At 67.1% G+C, this 17,121-nt stretch carries 12 protein-coding genes and 1 tRNA gene; 4 read left to right on the plus strand and 9 right to left on the minus strand.

Annotated elements, in window-relative coordinates; genetic code table 11:
* Positions 1-2: 2 nt before the first annotated feature.
* The 3 genes from K3F48_RS11375 to putA all read right to left on the minus strand — a co-directional run bounded on the left by K3F48_RS11375 (position 3) and on the right by putA (position 5,991).
* Positions 3-1,610, minus strand: a complete 1,608-nt coding sequence (locus K3F48_RS11375) for a carboxyl transferase domain-containing protein (protein WP_222575560.1) — start codon at positions 1,608-1,610, stop codon at positions 3-5.
* A gap of 28 nt (positions 1,611-1,638) precedes the next feature.
* Positions 1,639-2,811, minus strand: coding sequence for an isovaleryl-CoA dehydrogenase (locus K3F48_RS11380; RefSeq protein ID WP_222575561.1), 1,173 nt, complete (start codon positions 2,809-2,811; stop codon positions 1,639-1,641).
* A 120-nt stretch (positions 2,812-2,931) separates the two neighbouring features.
* Positions 2,932-5,991, minus strand: a complete 3,060-nt coding sequence (putA, locus tag K3F48_RS11385) for a bifunctional proline dehydrogenase/L-glutamate gamma-semialdehyde dehydrogenase PutA (RefSeq protein WP_222575562.1) — start codon at positions 5,989-5,991, stop codon at positions 2,932-2,934.
* A 230-nt stretch (positions 5,992-6,221) separates the two neighbouring features.
* Between putA and otsB the strand changes: the two genes are divergently transcribed.
* From otsB to K3F48_RS11400, 3 genes are read left to right on the plus strand one after another with little or no spacing between them, the layout of a single operon-like run.
* Positions 6,222-6,974 (plus strand): trehalose-phosphatase, encoded by a 753-nt coding sequence (otsB, locus tag K3F48_RS11390; RefSeq protein ID WP_222575563.1) that lies wholly within the window; start codon positions 6,222-6,224, stop codon positions 6,972-6,974.
* Positions 6,971-8,767, plus strand: a complete 1,797-nt coding sequence (locus K3F48_RS11395; protein WP_222575564.1) for a glycoside hydrolase family 15 protein — start codon at positions 6,971-6,973, stop codon at positions 8,765-8,767. The genes otsB and K3F48_RS11395 overlap by 4 nt, the downstream gene beginning before the upstream one ends.
* The gene (locus K3F48_RS11400; RefSeq protein WP_222575565.1) at positions 8,764-10,152 is read left to right on the plus strand and encodes a trehalose-6-phosphate synthase; all 1,389 of its coding nucleotides are present in this window, start codon (positions 8,764-8,766) and stop codon (positions 10,150-10,152) included. Before K3F48_RS11395 ends, K3F48_RS11400 begins: the two co-directional genes overlap by 4 nt.
* 62 nt (positions 10,153-10,214) lie before the next feature.
* On the opposite strand, the gene typA is transcribed toward K3F48_RS11400, so the two are convergent.
* The 6 genes from typA to K3F48_RS11430 form a co-directional block, all read right to left on the minus strand.
* A complete protein-coding gene (gene typA / locus K3F48_RS11405; RefSeq protein WP_222575566.1) occupies positions 10,215-12,035 on the minus strand; it encodes a translational GTPase TypA in 1,821 nt (606 codons plus the stop codon).
* 191 nt (positions 12,036-12,226) lie between these two features.
* Positions 12,227-12,311, minus strand: a tRNA-Leu gene (locus K3F48_RS11410).
* 225 nt (positions 12,312-12,536) lie between these two features.
* Positions 12,537-13,772 (minus strand): radical SAM/SPASM domain-containing protein, encoded by a 1,236-nt coding sequence (locus K3F48_RS11415; RefSeq protein WP_222575567.1) that lies wholly within the window; start codon positions 13,770-13,772, stop codon positions 12,537-12,539.
* Between the two features lie 102 nt (positions 13,773-13,874).
* Entirely contained in the window at positions 13,875-14,351 is a 477-nt protein-coding gene (locus tag K3F48_RS11420; protein WP_003609203.1) for a MaoC family dehydratase, read from the minus strand.
* A gap of 56 nt (positions 14,352-14,407) precedes the next feature.
* Positions 14,408-15,316 carry a TIGR01459 family HAD-type hydrolase gene (locus K3F48_RS11425; protein ID WP_222575568.1) on the minus strand — a complete coding sequence of 303 codons (909 nt, stop codon included), beginning with the start codon at positions 15,314-15,316 and terminating at the stop codon, positions 14,408-14,410.
* A gap of 17 nt (positions 15,317-15,333) precedes the next feature.
* Entirely contained in the window at positions 15,334-16,047 is a 714-nt protein-coding gene (locus K3F48_RS11430) for a carbonic anhydrase (RefSeq protein WP_222575569.1), read from the minus strand.
* A gap of 171 nt (positions 16,048-16,218) precedes the next feature.
* On the opposite strand from K3F48_RS11430, the gene K3F48_RS11435 reads away from it, so the two are divergent.
* A complete protein-coding gene (locus K3F48_RS11435) occupies positions 16,219-17,076 on the plus strand; it encodes a CoA ester lyase (RefSeq protein ID WP_222575570.1) in 858 nt (285 codons plus the stop codon).
* Positions 17,077-17,121 lie beyond the last annotated feature (45 nt).

Here is a 17,121-nt window from a genome sequence, read left to right on the forward strand (position 1 = left end):
CCTCACATGCGGAAGAGACCGAAGCGCGTCTCTTCGATCGGCGCATTGGACGCCGCCGCGAGGCAGAGCGCAACCACGCGGCGGGTGTCGACCGGATCGATGACGCCATCGTCCCACAGCCGCGCGCTCGCATGATAGGGATGGCCCTGCCGCTCATATTGCTCGCGTATCTGCGCGCGATAGGCGTCCTGCTCGTCCGCGCTTCGCGCGCGGCCCTTGGCGGCGTCGCTCTCGGCGCGCACGCGCGTCAGCACGTCCGCGGCCTGCTCGCCGCCCATCACGGAAATACGCGCATTGGGCCAGCTCCACAGAAAGCGCGGCCCATATGCACGGCCGCACATCGCATAATTGCCGGCGCCGAAGCTGCCGCCGACGATCACCGTGATCTTCGGCACGGCGGCGGTGGCGACGGCCGTCACCATCTTGGCGCCGTCCTTGGCGATGCCGCGCGCCTCGTAGTCGCGGCCGACCATGAAGCCGGTGACATTCTGCAAAAAGAGCAGCGGCGCGCCGCGCTGCGCGCAGAGCTCGATGAAATGCGCGCCCTTGAGCGCGCTTTCGCCGAACAGCACGCCATTATTGGCCAGCACGCCGACCGCGAAGCCGCAGATATGCGCGAAGCCCGCGACCAGCGTGTCCCCATAGTCGCGCTTGAATTCGTCGAACTCTCCGGCGTCGATCAATCGCGCCAGCAGCTCGCGCGCGTCATATTGGCGGCGCGGCTCGGCGGGCGTGACGCCATAGAGTTCTTCCGGGTCGTATTTCGGCGGAGCCGGCGCGCGCATCGACAGGGACGGGGTCGGCGCCGCGCCGAGATTGGCGACGATCGAGCGGGCGAGCGCGAGCGCATGGGCGTCGCTCTCGGCGAAATGATCGGCGACGCCGGATTGGCGCGTGTGCACGATCGCGCCGCCGAGGTCCTGCGCGCTCACCACTTCGCCGGTCGCGGCGCGCACCAATGGCGGGCCGGCGAGAAAGATGGTCCCCGTGTCGCGCACGATGATCGTCTCGTCGGCCATCGCCGGGACATAGGCGCCGCCGGCGGTGCAGGAGCCCATCACCACCGCGATCTGCGCAATGCCCCGCGCCGACATTTGCGCCTGATTAAAGAAGATGCGCCCGAAGTGGTCGCGATCCGGAAACACCTCGTCCTGGCTCGGCAGATGCGCGCCGCCCGAATCGACGAGATAAATGCAAGGAAGACGATTCTCGAGCGCGATCTCTTGCGCGCGCAAATGTTTCTTCACGGTGAGCGGAAAATAGGTTCCGCCCTTCACCGTCGCATCATTGGCGACGATCATGCAGGTCCGCCCCTGCACGCGGCCGATTCCGGCGACGACTCCGGCGCAGGGAACCTCGCCGCCATAGAGATCGAAGGCGGCGAATTGGCCGATCTCGAGGAAGGGCGACAGAGGATCGAGCAGAAGGTCGACGCGCTCGCGCGCCGGCAGCTTGCCGCGCGCGATATGCCGCTCGCGCGCCGCGCCGCCGCCGCCGTCATGAATGCGCGCAGTCTTGGCGCGCAGATCGGCGACGAGCGTGCGCATCGCCTGCGCATTGGCTGCGAATTCGGCGGAGCCCGTATCCAATCGCGTCTCGAGAACAGCCATGGCGACCTCGCGACGCCTCGGGCAATCGTCAGGCGGCGGTCTCGGTGAACAGCTCGCGTCCGATCAGCATGCGGCGGATTTCGCTGGTGCCGGCGCCGATCTCATAGAGCTTGGCGTCGCGCAGCAGCCGGCCGGTCGGATAATCATTCATATAGCCATTGCCGCCGAGGCATTGGATGGCCTCGAGCGCCATGCGCGTCGCGTGCTCGGCGGAAAAGAGAATGGCGCCGGCGGCGTCCTTGCGCGTGGTGCGGCCGCGATCGCAGGCTTTGGCCACTGCATAGACATAGGCGCGCGCGGCGTTCACCGTCGTGTACATGTCGGCGAGCTTGGCCTGCATGATCTGGAACTCGCCGATCGGCTGGCCGAATTGCTTGCGGTCGTGCACATAGGGGACGACGATGTCGAGACAGGCGCGCATGATGCCGATCGGCCCGCCGGCGAGCACGCAGCGCTCATAGTCGAGGCCGCTCATCAGCACATTGACGCCGCGCTCGGGGAGTCCGAGCACATTCTCCTCCGGCACCTCGCAATCGGCGAACAAAAGCTCGCAAGTGTCGGAGCCGCGCATGCCGAGCTTGTCGAGCTTTTGCGCGGTGGAGACGCCTTTGAAGCGCTTCTCGACGATGAAGGCGGTGATGCCATGCGCGCCGGCCGCCGGCTCCGTCTTCGCATAGACGATGACGACATCGGCAATCGGACCATTCGTCACCCACATCTTTTCGCCATTCAGAATATAGCGGTCGCCGCGCTTCTCCGCGCGCATGGACATGTTCACGACATCGGAGCCGGCGCCCGGCTCCGACATCGCCAGCGCTCCGACATGCTCGCCGGAGACGAGCGCGGGCAGATAGCGCCGCTTCTGCTCCTGGCTGGCGTTGCGGCGAAGCTGGTTGACGCAGAGATTGGAATGCGCGCCATAGGAGAGGCCGATGGAGGCGGAGGCGCGGCTCAGCTCCTCCATCGCCACGACATGCTCGAGATAGCCGAGGCCGGCGCCGCCATACTCCTCGTCGACGGTGACGCCGAGCACGCCGAGCGCGCCCATCTTCGGCCAGAGATCGGCGGGAAACGCGTTGTCGCGATCGATCTCCGACGCACGCGGGGCGATCTCGCGCGCGGCGAAGGCTTCGACCTGATCGCGCAGCATGTCGCACGTCACGCCGAGCGCGAAATCGAGCGAGGGAATCCAGTGGCGCATGGGCTAGATGCTCCGGCCGCGTGTCGCGCCTCGCGCCCGAGCGAGCCTTCTTCCAAAATGGCGACGCGCTGCTCGAGCAACAGCTATGGCCCGCTCTCGATGTTTCAAGGGCGCCGAGCCCTATTCCTTCATCGACAGCAGCCGCGCGTCGCCGCCGAACGAGGCCGTGTTGACCGTGACCGTCTCCTCGCGCAGAAAGCGGCGCAGATAGTCCGGCCCGCCGGCCTTGGGGCCGGTGCCGCTATCGCGCCAGCCGCCGAAAGGCTGGCTGCCGACAATAGCGCCGATGATGTTGCGATTGACGTAGAGATTTCCGGCCGGCGTCAGCTCGGCCAATTCGCGAACGCGCGCTTCGATGCGTGAATGCAGGCCCATTGTGAGGCCGAAGCCGGAAGCGGCGATCTCCTGCACGAGCAGCGCGAAGCCGTTCTCCTCGGCGCGCCAGCGCGCGACATGCAGCACGGGACCGAAAATTTCTTCGCGCAAATCTCCGGCGCGCTCCAGCCGAACGATGTGCGGGGCGACGAAGCTGCCGCCGTGCGGCGCCTCGCCGGAATAGAGCACGCGACCTTCGGCGCGACAATCCGATAGATAGGTTTCCAGCGACGCTTTCGCTTCGGCGTCGATCACCGGTCCGATATGCGTCGCGAGCGCGCGCGGATCGCCGAGGCGAAGCTCGCGCGCCGCGCCGATCAGCATGGCGAGCGCGTTCTCGAAAATCTCGTCCTGCAAGCAGAGCAGGCGCAGCGCGGAGCAGCGCTGGCCGGCGGAGCGGAATGCCGAGACGAGAACATCGTCGACGACCTGCTCGAGCAGAGCCGTCGAGTCGACGATCATCGCATTGACGCCGCCGGTTTCGGCGATGAGGGGGACTATGGGACCGTCGGAGGCGGCGAGCGCGCGATGAATGGCGCGCGCGGCCTGTGTCGAGCCGGTGAAGACGACGCCCGCCGTATGCGCGTCGGCGACGAGCGCGGCGCCGATGGCGCCGTCGCCGGGAACGAATTGCAGGGCTTCGCGCGGAACGCCTGCGTCATGCAACAGCGCGACCGCCTCATGCGCGACGAGCGGCGTCTGCTCGGCCGGCTTGGCTGCGACGCTGTTGCCGGCAACGAGCGCGGCGGCGATCTGCCCGAGAAATATGGCGAGCGGAAAATTCCACGGAGAGATGCAGACGAAGACGCCGCGCCCGCGCCGGAGCAGCCGGTTGTCCTCGCCCGTCGGACCGGGCAATGTCTGCTCCCGGCAGAGCTCGCGCGCCTCGCCGGCATAATAGCGGCAGAGGTCGGCGGCTTCGCGCGCTTCGGCCAGCGCGTCGTCGAGCGTCTTGCCGCCTTCGTCCTGCAGCAGCGCGATGAGCGCGCCGCGCCGCGCCTCGACGAGGTCGGCGGCCCGCTCCAGGATGGACGCGCGCGTCTCGACCGAAGCGCGCTCCCAAGCGGGAAAGGCATGCGCCGCCGCCGCCATCGCCGCGCGGGCGGTGCGGTCGTCCGCCTCGACGACGCGGCCGATGCACGCGCCGTCGATCGGCGAGACGCAGTCGCGCGCGGCGGCGCGCGCGCCGGTCGAGGGCGTCGCCAGGACGCGCCCGCGCGCGGCTTCGATCTCGCCCAGCAGAGACGCGAGCGCGGCGCGGTCGCCGAATTCGACGCCTCTCGAATTTTTTCGCGGTGCAAACAGCGCAGGCGGACGCGGCAGATGCGAGTGGCGCGCATGAGCGGCGTCGCCGATGATAGCGGCGGGCGAGCGCAGCAATTCGCTCTCCGGCGTGGCCGCGTCGGCGGCGCGGGCGACGAAGGAGGAATTGGCGCCGTTCTCGATGAGGCGCCGCACGAGATAGGCGAGCAGGTCGCGATGCGGCCCGACCGGCGCATACAGCCGGCAGGCGACGCCTCGCCTCTCCTCGAGCAGCGCGTCGTAGAGCTCCTCGCCCATGCCGTGCAGACGCTGAAACTCATATTGCGCGCCATCGCCGGCGCGTTCCACGATCATGGCCACGGTGAGCGCGTTATGCGTCGCGAATTGCGGGAACAGGCGCGGGGCGGCGAGCAGACGATCAGCGCAGGCGATGTAGTTCAGATCGGTCATCGCCTTGCGCGTGAACACCGGATAATCGGCGAGGCCGCGCTCCTGCGCGCGCTTTATTTCCGTATCCCAATAGGCGCCTTTGACGAGGCGCAGCATGAAGCGCCGGCCGTGGGTCTCGGCGAGCGCCGCGACGTGATCGATGACCGCGGCGGCGCGCTTCTGATAGGCCTGCACGGCGAGGCCGAAGCCGTCCCAGCCGGCGAGAGACGGATCCGCGACGACCTTGCCGATCACATCGAGCGAAAGCTCGAGCCGGTCGGCTTCTTCGGCATCGACGGTGAGAGAGATGTCGCGCGCCTTGGCGAGGCGCGCGAGCTCGAGCAGGCGCGGCGCCAGCTCGGCGAGGACGCGCTCGCGCGACATGGGCTCATAGCGCGGGTGCAGCGCCGAGAGCTTGACCGAAACGCCGGGACGCTCGACGCAGGAGGCGCCGCGGCCGCGCGCGACCATCTCGATGGCGTGAGCATAGGCGTCGCAATAGCGCTCGGCGTCGCGCATCGTGCGCGCACCTTCGCCCAGCATGTCGAAGGAATAGCGCCAGCGGCGCGCCTCGCCGGTCGCGGCTTGCGCGAGCGCCTCCTCGATCGTCTCGCCGAGCACGAAATGGCCGCCCATTATTTTCATCGCCTGGCGCGCCGCCGCGCGCAGCGCCGGCGCGCCGAGACGGCGCGCGAGGTCGGCGACGACGCCGCGCGGCGTCTCGCTCGGCGCGAACAGACGCGTCGACACGCCGAGCGCAAAGGCGCAGGCCTGGATGAGAAGAGCGTCGGAGGCCGGCGCATGGCGATCGAAGGCGCCCGCCGCGAGCTTGTCGACGATGAGCCGGTCGAGCGTCGCGTCGTCGGGCACGCGCAGCAAAGATTCGGCCAGCGCCATGAGCGCGACGCCTTCGCGCGTCGAGAGGGAATATTCCTGCAGCAGGCTGTCGACGCCGCCTCGCGCGCGCGGCGCGCGAATGGCGGCGAGCAATCGGCGCGCGAGAGCGTCGGCGCGCGCCTCCTGCTCCGTCTCACGCGGGGCGGCGAGCAGATGCGCGGCGATGTCCTCGTCCGCGGGATGATAGGGGGCGCGAAACGGCTCTGGTTCCGTCATGCTGTCGACTCCCCGGCGCCGATCGCGACGCCCTTGCACAATGCTTATTGAAAACTGCGTGATCGTCCATAGTTGTCTTCGCAAGCGAGGGCGCAAACACGCGCTTCGGCGCGGGCGGCGCCGTTCCCGATCATCCGTCACGACGGCGAGCGCGCCCATCGCGCGCGACGCGCTGCTTTGGTCTTTCGGGTTCGGGTCCACGCTGACTGAGGCGGAGGTCAGAGCTTTACATGTTGCCGGATGTAAGAGAGATCGGCCGTTCTGCGGTGTTTCTCGATCTCGATGGCACGCTCGCCGAATTGGCGGAGCGGCCGGAGGCGGTCGTGGTGGAGCCGGCGACGATCGCGCTGCTCGACGCGCTGCAGGAGAGCTGCGGCCACGCTCTCGCCATCATATCGGGTAGAGATATAGCCGTCGTCGACCGGCTGCTCCATCCGCTCGTGCTGCCGGTGGCCGGAGTGCATGGGTTGCAGCGGCGCGACGCCGCCGGGACGCTGCACAGCGCGGCGGTCGAGCCGGTCGACATTGCGCCGATCATCGCGGCTTTGCGCGCCGCTGTCGGCGAGGAGCCCGGTCTCATTGTCGAGGCGAAGACCGGCGCCGCGGCGCTGCATTATCGCCTGCGGCCCGACTGTCAGAAGCGTTGCCGCGAGATCGCCGAAACCGTCGTGCGCGGTCGCAACGATATAGAGCTGCTGCCGGGAAAGATGGTCTATGAGCTCCGAACCGAGGGCGCCGACAAGGGCGACGTCATCGAGGCGTTTTTGAAGGAGGCGCCATTCGCTGGACGTCGTCCGGTCTTCGCCGGCGACGACTCGACCGACGAGGTCGGCTTCGCCATCGTCAATGCGCGTGGCGGCGTGTCGATCAAAGTGGGCGCCTGCGCGACGACGCTGGCGCGCTATCGGGCGCCGACGCTTCGCGAGCTGCACCAATGGCTCGCAGAGCTCGCGCGCGTCGGCAGGGAGGAGCGTGTCGAATGAGCAGCTCGCGCACCGATCTCGAGCTCGGCGTCATCGGCAATTGCACCTTCGGCGCGCTGATCGATCGCGACGCCAGCATCGTCTGGTGCTGCCTGCCGCGATACGACGGCGATCCGGTGTTCCACAGCCTGCTCGGCGCGCCGAAGGAGCTGGAGGACGGCGGCTTCTTCGCCGTGGAGCTCGAGGACCGCGTTCACAGCGAGCAGAAATATTGCGGCAACACCGCCATTCTGGAAACGGTGCTGCACGGCAAGCAGGGCTCGGTGCGCGTCACCGATTTCGCGCCGCGCTTCTTCTGGCGCGACCGGCTGTATCATCCGCAGATGATCGTGCGACGGCTCACGCCCATCTCCGGCACGCCGCGCATCCGCATTCGCGCGCGGCCGCGCTTCGATTATGGCTCGACGGTTCCGAGCCTCACCTTCGGCTCGCACCACATCCGCTATGTCGGCCCGCATACGATCCTGCGTCTCACCACCAATGCGCCGATCGATTATGTGCGCGACGAGATCTTGTTCAATTTGAGCCGTCCGGTCGATTTCGTGCTCGGCCCGGACGAGACGTTGAGCGAAGGCATTGCGCAGACGGCGCGCTCCTTCGAGGAGCGCACGCGCGATTACTGGCGCCATTGGGTGCATCGCCTCGCCATTCCCTTCGAATGGCAGAGCGCGGTCATACGCGCGGCGATCACGCTGAAGCTCTGCACCTATGAGACGACCGGCGCCATCGTCGCGGCGCTGACGACGAGCATTCCCGAAGCACCGGGCACGCAGCGCAATTGGGATTATCGCTATTGCTGGGTGCGCGACGCCTATTTCGTCGTGCGCGCGCTCAACCGCCTCGCGGCGATGCATAAGATGGAGGATTACTTCGACTGGCTGATGAATATCGTCGCCTCGGCGACGGGCTCGCATATCCAGCCGGTCTATGGCGTCGGGCTCGAAGCGGAGCTCCCCGAGCGCATCGTCACGAGCTTGCCCGGCTATCGCGGCATGGGCCCGGTTCGCGTCGGCAATCAGGCCTATCAGCATTTGCAGCACGATTCCTACGGCAATGTGGTCCTCGGCGTCGCCCAGGCCTTTCTCGACAAGCGCCTGCTTTCGCCGCCGACGCGCATGGATTTCCTTCGGCTCGAGGATATGGGCCGGCAGGCGCTCACCTGCTACGACAAGCCGGACGCCGGCATGTGGGAGCTGCGCTCGCGCGCGCGCATCCATACGACGTCCAGCCTCATGTGCTGGGCGGCGGCGGATCGTCTCGCGCGCATCGCCGATCACATCGGCGAGCCGGAGCGCGCCCGCGATTGGCGCGTCGAGGCCGAGAAGATCGAGAAGGTCATTCTCGAGCGAGCCTGGTCGCCGAAACGCGAAGCCTTCGTCGAATCGCTCGACGGCGAGCATCTCGACGCCGGCGTTCTGCTGATGGCGGAGGTCGGCTTCCTCGCGCCCGACGATCCGCGCATGCTTTCCACCTTGCGGCAGGTCGAGGCCGTGCTCGGCCGCGGCCCGCATATGATGCGCTACGAGGCGGCCGATGATTTCGGTGAACCAAAGACCGCCTTCACGACTTGCTCATTCTGGCGGATCGACGTGCTGGCGCGGATGGGGCGCCGCGAGGAGGCGCGCGACTATTTCGAGGCGCTGCTCGCGCAGCGCAACCGCCTCGGCCTGATGTCCGAAGACATAGACGTCGAGACCGGCGAAGCCTGGGGGAACTATCCGCAGACCTATTCCATGGTGGGAATCATCAATTGCGCGATGCGTCTGTCGCGCTCCTGGGAGAAGGCCATATGAAACGCCTCGTCGTCGTCTCCAATCGCGTGGCCGATCCCGGCTGCGCCCAAGCGCTCGGCGGGCTCGCCGTGTGCATACTCGACGCTCTGCGCAAGCGCGGGGGCCTGTGGTTCGGCTGGAACGGCGAGATCGTCGACGATGACGCGTTGCTCGGGACGACGCGGGTCAAATTCGACGACCTGACCTTTGCGACGACGCCGCTCACCGAACGCGACTATCGCGATTACTATCTCGGCTTCGCCAATGCCGCGCTCTGGCCCGTGCATCATTACCGGCTCGATCTCGCGCGCTTCACGCAGGAGGCGATCGACGGCTATCGCCGCGTCAACGACCGTTTCGCCGAGACGCTGGCGCCGATGCTGAGGGCGAATGATCTCGTCTGGGCGCACGACTATCATCTCATCCCGCTCGGCGCGGGCCTGCGCGCGCGCGGCGTGCGCAATCGCATCGGCTTCTTTCTGCATATTCCGTTTCCGCCGCCGGACGTGCTGGTCGCGATGCCGGAGCACGAATGGCTCATGTCGGCGCTCGTCGATTATGATCTCGTCGGCTTTCAGACGAAGACCGACCAGGCGAATTTCTGCCGCTTCATGTGCGACTTCATGGGCGGCGAGATGATCGCGCCGGATGTGCTGCGCGTCGGCGCGCGAACGGTGACGGCCTCGGTGTTCCCGGTCGGCATCGATGTCGACGCCTTCGCCGCGATGGCGGAAAGCCCCAGCGCGACCAAGCGCATCCAGCGCCTGCATCGCGCCGGCGAACCACGCATAAACGTGATCGGCGTCGATCGTCTCGATTATACCAAGGGGCTGCCCGATCGGCTGCGCTCCTTCAAGCGCCTGCTCGAGCTCTATCCGCAGAATTGCAAGGCGGTGACCTTGATGCAGATCGCGCCGCCGACGCGCGAGGATGTGCAGGCCTATGCCGATATTCGCCATGAGCTCGAGGCGCTGTCGGGCGAGATCAATGGGCAGTTCGGCGATTTCGACTGGACCCCGGTGCGCTATCTGCACCGCCGCGTCGATCGCGAGACTTTGGCGGCGCTCTATCGCGGCAGCCAGGTCGGGCTGGTGACGCCCTTGCGCGACGGCATGAATCTGGTGGCGAAGGAATATGTCGTCGCGCAGGATGCGGACAGCCCCGGCGTGCTGGTGCTCTCGCGCTTCGCCGGCGCGGCGGAGGATCTGCAGGAGGCGCTGATCGTCAACCCATATGACGCGGACGAGGTCGCCCATGCGATGCAGAAGGCGATCGTGATGCCGCGCGACGAACGCAAGGAGCGCCACGCGGCATTGCTCGCGCGCGTGCGCAAGCACGACGCCTATCATTGGATGGAGGGATTTTTGCGCGCGCTCGCGGGATGTCGGATTCCGCTCGCGGCGTGATCTCGGAGGAACGACGACGGTCTTCCTTCTCCCGCCCTGCGGGAGAAGGAAGAACACAGAGATTACGCCACCGCGGCCGATTTGCCGCGCGCGCGCTTGCGCTCGTTCGGATCGAGGAAGGTCTTGCGCAGCCGGATCGACTTCGGCGTCACCTCGACGAGCTCGTCGTCCTCGATATAGGCGAGCGCCTTCTCCAGCGTCATCTTGATCGGGGGCGTCAGGCGCACCGCCTCGTCCTTGCCGGCGGCGCGGATGTTGGTCAGCTGCTTGCCCTTCAGGACATTGATCTCGAGGTCGTTGTCGCGCGTGTGCTCGCCGACGATCATGCCGCGATAGACCTTCCAGCCCGGCTCGATCATCATCGGGCCGCGATCCTCGAGCTTCCACATGGCGTAGGCGACGGCCTCGCCCTGCTCATTGGAGATCAGCACGCCATTGCGGCGGCCAGTGATCTCGCCCTTGTGCGGCGCATATTCGTGGAACAGCCGGTTCATGATCGCCGTGCCGCGCGTGTCGGTCAGCAACTCGCCCTGATAGCCGATGAGGCCGCGCGTCGGCGCATGGAACACGAGACGCAGGCGATTGCCGCCCGAGGGGCGCATCTCGATCATCTCGGCCTTGCGCTCGGACATTTTCTGCACGACGACGCCGGAATGCTCCTCGTCGACGTCGATCACCACCTCCTCGATCGGCTCCAGCACCTCGCCGGCCTCGTCCTTCTGGAACACGACCTTGGGACGCGAGACGCCGAGCTCGAAGCCCTCGCGGCGCATGGTCTCGATCAGAATGGCGAGCTGCAATTCGCCGCGGCCGGAGACGATGAAGGACTCGCCGCCGGGCGAATCCTCCACGCGCAGCGCGACATTGCCCTCCGCCTCCTTGAACAGGCGGGCGCGGATCATGCGGCTCGTGACCTTGTCGCCCTCGGTGCCGGCGAGCGGCGAATCATTGACGAGGAAGGTCATGGACAGCGTCGGCGGGTCGATCGGCTGCGCCTGCAGCGGCTCCGCCACCTCGAGCGCGCAGAGCGTGTCGGCGACGTTGAATTTTTCCAGGCCCGCAATGGCGACGATGTCGCCCGCCTCGGCCTCGTCGATCGGCTGGCGCTCGATGCCGCGGAAGGCGAGAATCTTGGAGACGCGGCCCTGCTCGACGATCTTGCCCGTGCGGTCCAGCACCTTCACCGCCTGATTGGGCTTCACGCTGCCGGAGAACACGCGGCCGGTGATGATGCGGCCGAGGTAAGGATTGGCCTCGAGCAGCGTGCCGAGCATGCGGAAGCCGCCCTCCTCGATTCGAGGCTCGGGCACATGCTCGAGGACGAGATCGAACAGCGGCCCCATGCCGTCCTGCGGACCGGTAGGCTCCTCGGCCATCCAGCCCTGCTTGGCCGAGCCGTAGATGATCGGGAAGTCCAATTGCTCGTCGGTCGCGTCGAGCGCGGCGAAGAGATCGAACACCTCGTTCACCACTTCGGTGATGCGGGCGTCGGGCTTGTCGACCTTGTTGATGGCGACGATCGGCTTCAGGCCGATCTTCAGCGCCTTGCCGACCACGAATTTGGTCTGCGGCATGGGGCCCTCGGCCGCGTCGACCAGCACGATGGCGCCGTCCACCATGGAGAGGATGCGCTCCACCTCGCCGCCGAAATCGGCGTGGCCGGGCGTGTCGACGATATTGATGCGCGTGTCTTTCCAGGCGATCGACGTCGCCTTGGCCATGATGGTGATGCCGCGCTCTTTCTCGAGGTCGTTGCTGTCCATCACCCGCTCGGCGACGCGCTGATTCTCACGAAAGGCGCCCGACTGCTGGAGCAGACGGTCGACGAGCGTCGTCTTGCCGTGGTCGACGTGGGCGATGATGGCGATGTTGCGCAGCTTCATGGAAAGGGCCGATCGTTTCGCGGACGAGCCACGGCGCGGCGCTCCTTTAAGGGGCGCGGCGCGGACCGCGGCTGTGTTGCAGTGCGGCATCTCATACAGGAGGGCGGCCGGCTTGGGAAGCGGCGCGAAATGCTTTCGTCCCTCCCGGACTCCCGTTGCAGCACGGGAAGCCTTGGATTGCCTCTCAGCTATGGTGCGGTCGAGAGGACTCGAACCTCCACTGGTTGCCCAACTAGCACCTCAAGCTAGCGCGTCTACCAATTCCGCCACGACCGCAGTCGCCGACGCTCTAGCGTCGGCAGGCGGCCCGTCTATCAAATCGGCTCGCCGCTGGCAAGCAAGATGGTCAGGGAATCGCCTGGAATATCGCCGCCGAGCCGGCTCGGCGGCGTTTTGCCGCCGTGGAGCGGCGCGCTCTTCGGGCGCCGGAGAGCGCGAGCGTCGCCCACTCAGAGGCGGGCCACGGCCGAATCGGAGCTTCGGCCCGGCGCGCCGGCGACGTCAGGCCTCGATCGGAGCCTCTCCCCGCAGGGCGCGCTCGACGTGGCCGGGAACGCTGCCGAGCTGCGCATAGGGCGGCTGCAGCAGCGGATCCTGCAGCACTTTTCTCAGCTCCTCGAAATCCGGATGAGAGGCGGCGCCGACATATTCGCGTTCGAATTCTTCCGGAGTGAAGGTGCCCCAGTTCCAGATCATGTTGAAGGACGCCCAGTCGGCCGAAAAGCGCCGCGCGAGGCGGACGAAATCCGGCATCTCGCGGAAGTTCCGACGCTGGACGACCATGGAGAAATACAAGATCTCGATCTCGCCCGAGTCCCGCAGGCCCTTGATGAAGGCCAGATTGTCGAGAAGCCGCTCGAACGAGCCGTCGCGCCGGACGATGGCGTAGGTCTCGGGAGTGGCGGCGTCGATCGAGATCTCCACCTGGCGAACCCGGCCGCGCAGCCGGAGATCGTTCCAGCCGCGCTCGTCGAACAATTGGGCGTTGGTGTGCAGATCGATGCGCAGATTGCGGAAGTCCTCGCCGTCGATCCTTTTGATCAGGCGGCGGAAATGATTGCTGAAGAAGGGATCGCCCGAGCCGGTGACGAGGACGCGGTCGGCGGCGCGCAGCAGCGGGACCAGAACGCGCTCCGTCATCTCGTCGAGCCGCGCCTGCTCGGCCTTGTCGGAGACGATGCTGTGCGTGCGGCAGGACGGGCAGGTCAGGTTGCAGGAGCGATCATGCGAGAGAAACAACGTCTTCGGCAGGGGCGGCGTCGCGCTCTCGAATTCGGCGATGATCGCCTTCGCCTCGGGCGACTCGCGACTGATCAGCTTGCGATTGGCGATATCGGCGCATTTCACGCGGCTGCAATAACGAAAGGAGCCGTCGGTGATCGATTTGCGCAGGGCGCGCGCCGTTCGTCCGAACCAGACTTTCTCCGCTCCGGACTTCAGATCGCCGATCGGCGTCGGCAGCCATGCGGGGCAGCAGACATAGGCGAGCCCGCTCGGGGTCGACTCGAGCTTGCGGAAGGGCTTTTCGCAAAAGCTTTCACGCAGGTAGCGCGTCGTGTCGGCGTCCTCGAGAGCGCGCTCGGCGTGGCGCTGCTTGACGCGGCGGATCCTCGCGCGAATATTTCTCTCGATCCATTCGTTGATCTCGCCCCCGGGACGAAGCTTTCTCTTCCAGAACGCACGGAAAGGCAGGCGCCCGGAACCGGCGGCGTAGAGAGGAAAAAGGTCCTTATTCATAGAAGGTCTGGTTCCGCCGCGGGCTGTTCATGCACAGCGTGACGAGACTACACAGGTCCGACGACCTTGGCAAATCGAACGGGGCGCGATGACGCAAGCCAACTAGACGGGCGCCGCCGGCTTGGCGAGCTGCGCGGCGCGGGTCGCCTGCTCGCGGCTCGGCACCATGACCCAGGCTTCGCCGTCCAGCACCACCTTGCCGTCGACGAGGCATTCGCAATGCAGCCGCGCGCGGCGGCCCTTCTCGATCAGCTCGACGATCTCGACCACCACATGGATCACGTCGCCGATCTTCACCGGAGCGCGGAAATTCAGCGTCTGCGACAGATAGACCGCGCCGGGGCCGGGCAGATACATGCCGATCACGGTGGAGATCAGCGAAGCCGTGTAGAGGCCGTGAACGATGCGCTCGCCGAAGCGCGTCTTGCTGGCGAAGTGGTCGGAGAGATGAATCGGATTGCGGTCGCCGGAGAGATCGGCGAAGGCGATGACGTCGTCGTCCATCACCGCCTTCATCAAGGTCTCGCGCATCCCCAGGCTGAGGTCTTCGAAATAATAGGTCTTGAAGGGGGTCGACATCGTCGTTCACCGGCCGAAGGGTTGTCGCAGAAGAGGTTTCGCCGCGCTGACCCCTTCTACCACACCAGAATAGAGGTCATTGCAACCGGTTTGACATGGGCGCGCGCAAAAAGCTCGCCGAGCGCCGCGCGGTCGAGCCGGCGCTCGCCCCCGGGGAACAGCTCGTCCCGGTGGACGCCGTCCAGCAGGAACAGGCTGTCCAGCCCGGCCCGGGCGGCCCCCGCGAGATCGGTGGCGACGCCGTCCCCGACCGCCAGAATCCGCGAGCGGCCGACCGCCGCGCCGGCGAGGCGGGCGAGGCTCTCGGACGCGGCCGCATAAATTTCCGGATGCGGCTTGCCGGCCATCGCCACCTTGCCGCCCAGCGCCGCATAGCGCTCGGCGAGCGCTCCGGCGCACCAGACCAGCTCTCCGCCGACGCCGACGACAATGTCGGGATTGGCGCAGAGCATGGTGAGATCGCGCGCCTTCATGGCGGCGAGCGTCGCCGCGTAATCATCGGGCGACTCGCGCCGCTCGTCCACGAGGCCGGTGCAGACGACATAATCGGCTTCTTCCAGCGGAACGAGGCGCAGCTCGCCGTCCATGAGCCGCCGCGCCGCCTCGAACAGGCCATTGTCGCGCGGCGGGCCGAGCTGATAGCAGGCCTGGCCGCGTCGGGCGATCATGCCGAGCATGGTCAGCTGACCGGCGCTGACGAGATCGTCATAGGCGGCGCGGGGGAGGCCGAGCCGGTCGAGCTGGCCGCGCACCTCCTCGCTCGGCCGCGAGGCGTTGGTGATCAGCACCACCTTGCCGCCCGCGGCCCGGTAGCGCTCGAGCGCGGCGGCGGCGGCGGGAAAATGCGAGCGGCCGTCGATCAGCACGCCCCAGACGTCGCAAAACAGCGCGTCATAGCGCGGGGCGAGCTCGGCGAGTCCGGAAATCAACGGAACCGACGCCGCGTCGGGAACAGGGCTGCTCAATCCTCGCGCCTCTCGAGTCAGATCCGCGGCTCGGCGAAGGCCGCCGCATGAGCCTGCGCCGCCACCTGCCGAAATTCGCCCGAGGCTTCGTCCAGCGCCAGGAGACGCCCGTCGAGCACGCCGAAATAGGCGCCGTGCAGCTGCAGGTAATGGCGCTGCTCGAGCGTGCGCACCATCGGAAAGCTGCGCAGATTGCGAAGGCCCTGCTTGATCGACTCGAAGGCCAGCCGCTCCACATAATCCGAGGTGAGCGGCTCGGGCATGGCGCCGGCGCGCTCGGCCGCCGGGGCGAGCAGCTTGATCCAGCTGCCGATGAAATCGCCGGGCGACAACGGCCGCGTATAGGGATCGGCCTGGCTCTCGGCATAGGCGCGCACGCCGCCGCATTGGGCATGGCCGAGCACGACGACATGCTGCACCTTGAGCGCCATCACCGCATATTCGAGCGCGGCCGAGGTGCCGTGGTATTGATTGTCGGGCGCATAGGGCGGCACGAGATTGCCGACATTGCGGATCACGAATAATTCGCCGGGTCCGGCGTCGAAGATGGCCTCGGGCGCGACGCGGGAGTCGCAGCAGCCGACGACCATTGTCCGCGGGCGCTGGCCGTGCTCGGCGAGCTCCAGAAATCGCTGCCGCTCGTCGCGGAAGCGCCCGGCGAGGAAGGTCTCATAGCCCTCGGCGAGATGCTTCGGCAGCAGATCCGTGGCGGCGGCGCCGGTTTCGTCCATTCTCGTTCCTGACTTCGCGCCGGCGCTCTAGACTTCTCGCTTTTGAGCGAATTCTGATCGATCGAACGACTCCGTCCGATCGGAAAGCGCTCTGCGAGGGCGATGGCGCTCCGGCCTCGCGTCCTTTATTGTGGAGCCGAACCGACGACGCAAGGGGAGAATGACGCCGCCATGATGTCACGATTGCGACGCAGCATGCTGGCCATGCCCGGATCGAACGCGCGGGCGCTGGAGAAGGGCAAGTCGCTGGCGGCCGACGTGCTGATGTTCGAGCTCGAGGACGGCGTCGCCGAGAGCGCCAAGGAGATCGCGCGCGAGCAGGTCGCCGCCGCGGTGAAGGGCGGCGGCTATGGCGCCCGCGAGATCGTCGTGCGCGTCAACACTTTCGATTCGCCCTGGTATGCGGCCGATATCGCCGCCGTGGCGCCGGCCGGGCCGGACGCCATCGTCATTCCCAAGGCGAACAGCCGCGAGGATATTCTGCGCGCCGCGCGCGACATCGCCGCCGCCGGCGCGCCCGCGCGCACGGCGCTCTATGCGATGATCGAGACGCCGCGCGCGATCTTCGACATCGAGAAGATCGCCTCCGCCGCCGCCGAGGCGCCTCTTTCGGCCATGGTGCTCGGGCCGAACGACATCGCCAAATCGACCCGCGCCCGGCTGACGCCCGGCCGGCCGGCGCTGCTCTCCTGGCTCTCGTCCGCCGTGCTCGCCGCGCGCTTGCACAACGTCGACATCATCGACGGCATCTATAATGATTTCAACGACGCCGAAGGGCTGCGGCGGGAGGCCGAGCAGGGCCGCGACCTCGGCATGGACGGCAAGATGCTGATCCATCCCTCGCAAATCGCCATCGTCAACGAGGCGTTCGCCCCCTCGGCCGCGGAGATCGACTTCGCCCGCAGAATCGTGGAGATTTTCGACGCGCCGGAGAACGCCGCGTCCGGGGTGGCGCAGATCGACGGCCGCATGGTGGAGCGTCTGCATCTCGACGGCGCCCGCCGCACGCTGGCGCTCGCCGGGGCCTGATGTTCGAATGCGAGCCGGATGGCTCGCGGTCCAGTCGCCGCCTTG

This window comes from Methylosinus sp. Sm6 (assembly GCF_019802345.1).
Lineage (GTDB): Bacteria > Pseudomonadota > Alphaproteobacteria > Rhizobiales > Beijerinckiaceae > Methylosinus.

Excerpts from the sequence above, each read along its gene's own strand:
- otsB (WP_222575563.1), top strand. The coding sequence starts at position 6,222 with ATGTTGCCGGATGTAAGAGAGATCGGCCGTTCTGCGGTGTTTCTCGAT.
- K3F48_RS11430 (WP_222575569.1), bottom strand. The coding sequence starts at position 16,047 with ATGGACGAAACCGGCGCCGCCGCCACGGATCTGCTGCCGAAGCATCTC.
- putA (WP_222575562.1), bottom strand. The coding sequence starts at position 5,991 with ATGACGGAACCAGAGCCGTTTCGCGCCCCCTATCATCCCGCGGACGAG.
- K3F48_RS11400 (WP_222575565.1), top strand. The coding sequence starts at position 8,764 with ATGAAACGCCTCGTCGTCGTCTCCAATCGCGTGGCCGATCCCGGCTGC.
- K3F48_RS11435 (WP_222575570.1), top strand. The coding sequence starts at position 16,219 with ATGATGTCACGATTGCGACGCAGCATGCTGGCCATGCCCGGATCGAAC.
- K3F48_RS11395 (WP_222575564.1), top strand. The coding sequence starts at position 6,971 with ATGAGCAGCTCGCGCACCGATCTCGAGCTCGGCGTCATCGGCAATTGC.
- K3F48_RS11380 (WP_222575561.1), bottom strand. The coding sequence starts at position 2,811 with ATGCGCCACTGGATTCCCTCGCTCGATTTCGCGCTCGGCGTGACGTGC.
- K3F48_RS11375 (WP_222575560.1), bottom strand. The coding sequence starts at position 1,610 with ATGGCTGTTCTCGAGACGCGATTGGATACGGGCTCCGCCGAATTCGCA.
- K3F48_RS11420 (WP_003609203.1), bottom strand. The coding sequence starts at position 14,351 with ATGTCGACCCCCTTCAAGACCTATTATTTCGAAGACCTCAGCCTGGGG.
- K3F48_RS11415 (WP_222575567.1), bottom strand. The coding sequence starts at position 13,772 with ATGAATAAGGACCTTTTTCCTCTCTACGCCGCCGGTTCCGGGCGCCTG.
- typA (WP_222575566.1), bottom strand. The coding sequence starts at position 12,035 with ATGAAGCTGCGCAACATCGCCATCATCGCCCACGTCGACCACGGCAAG.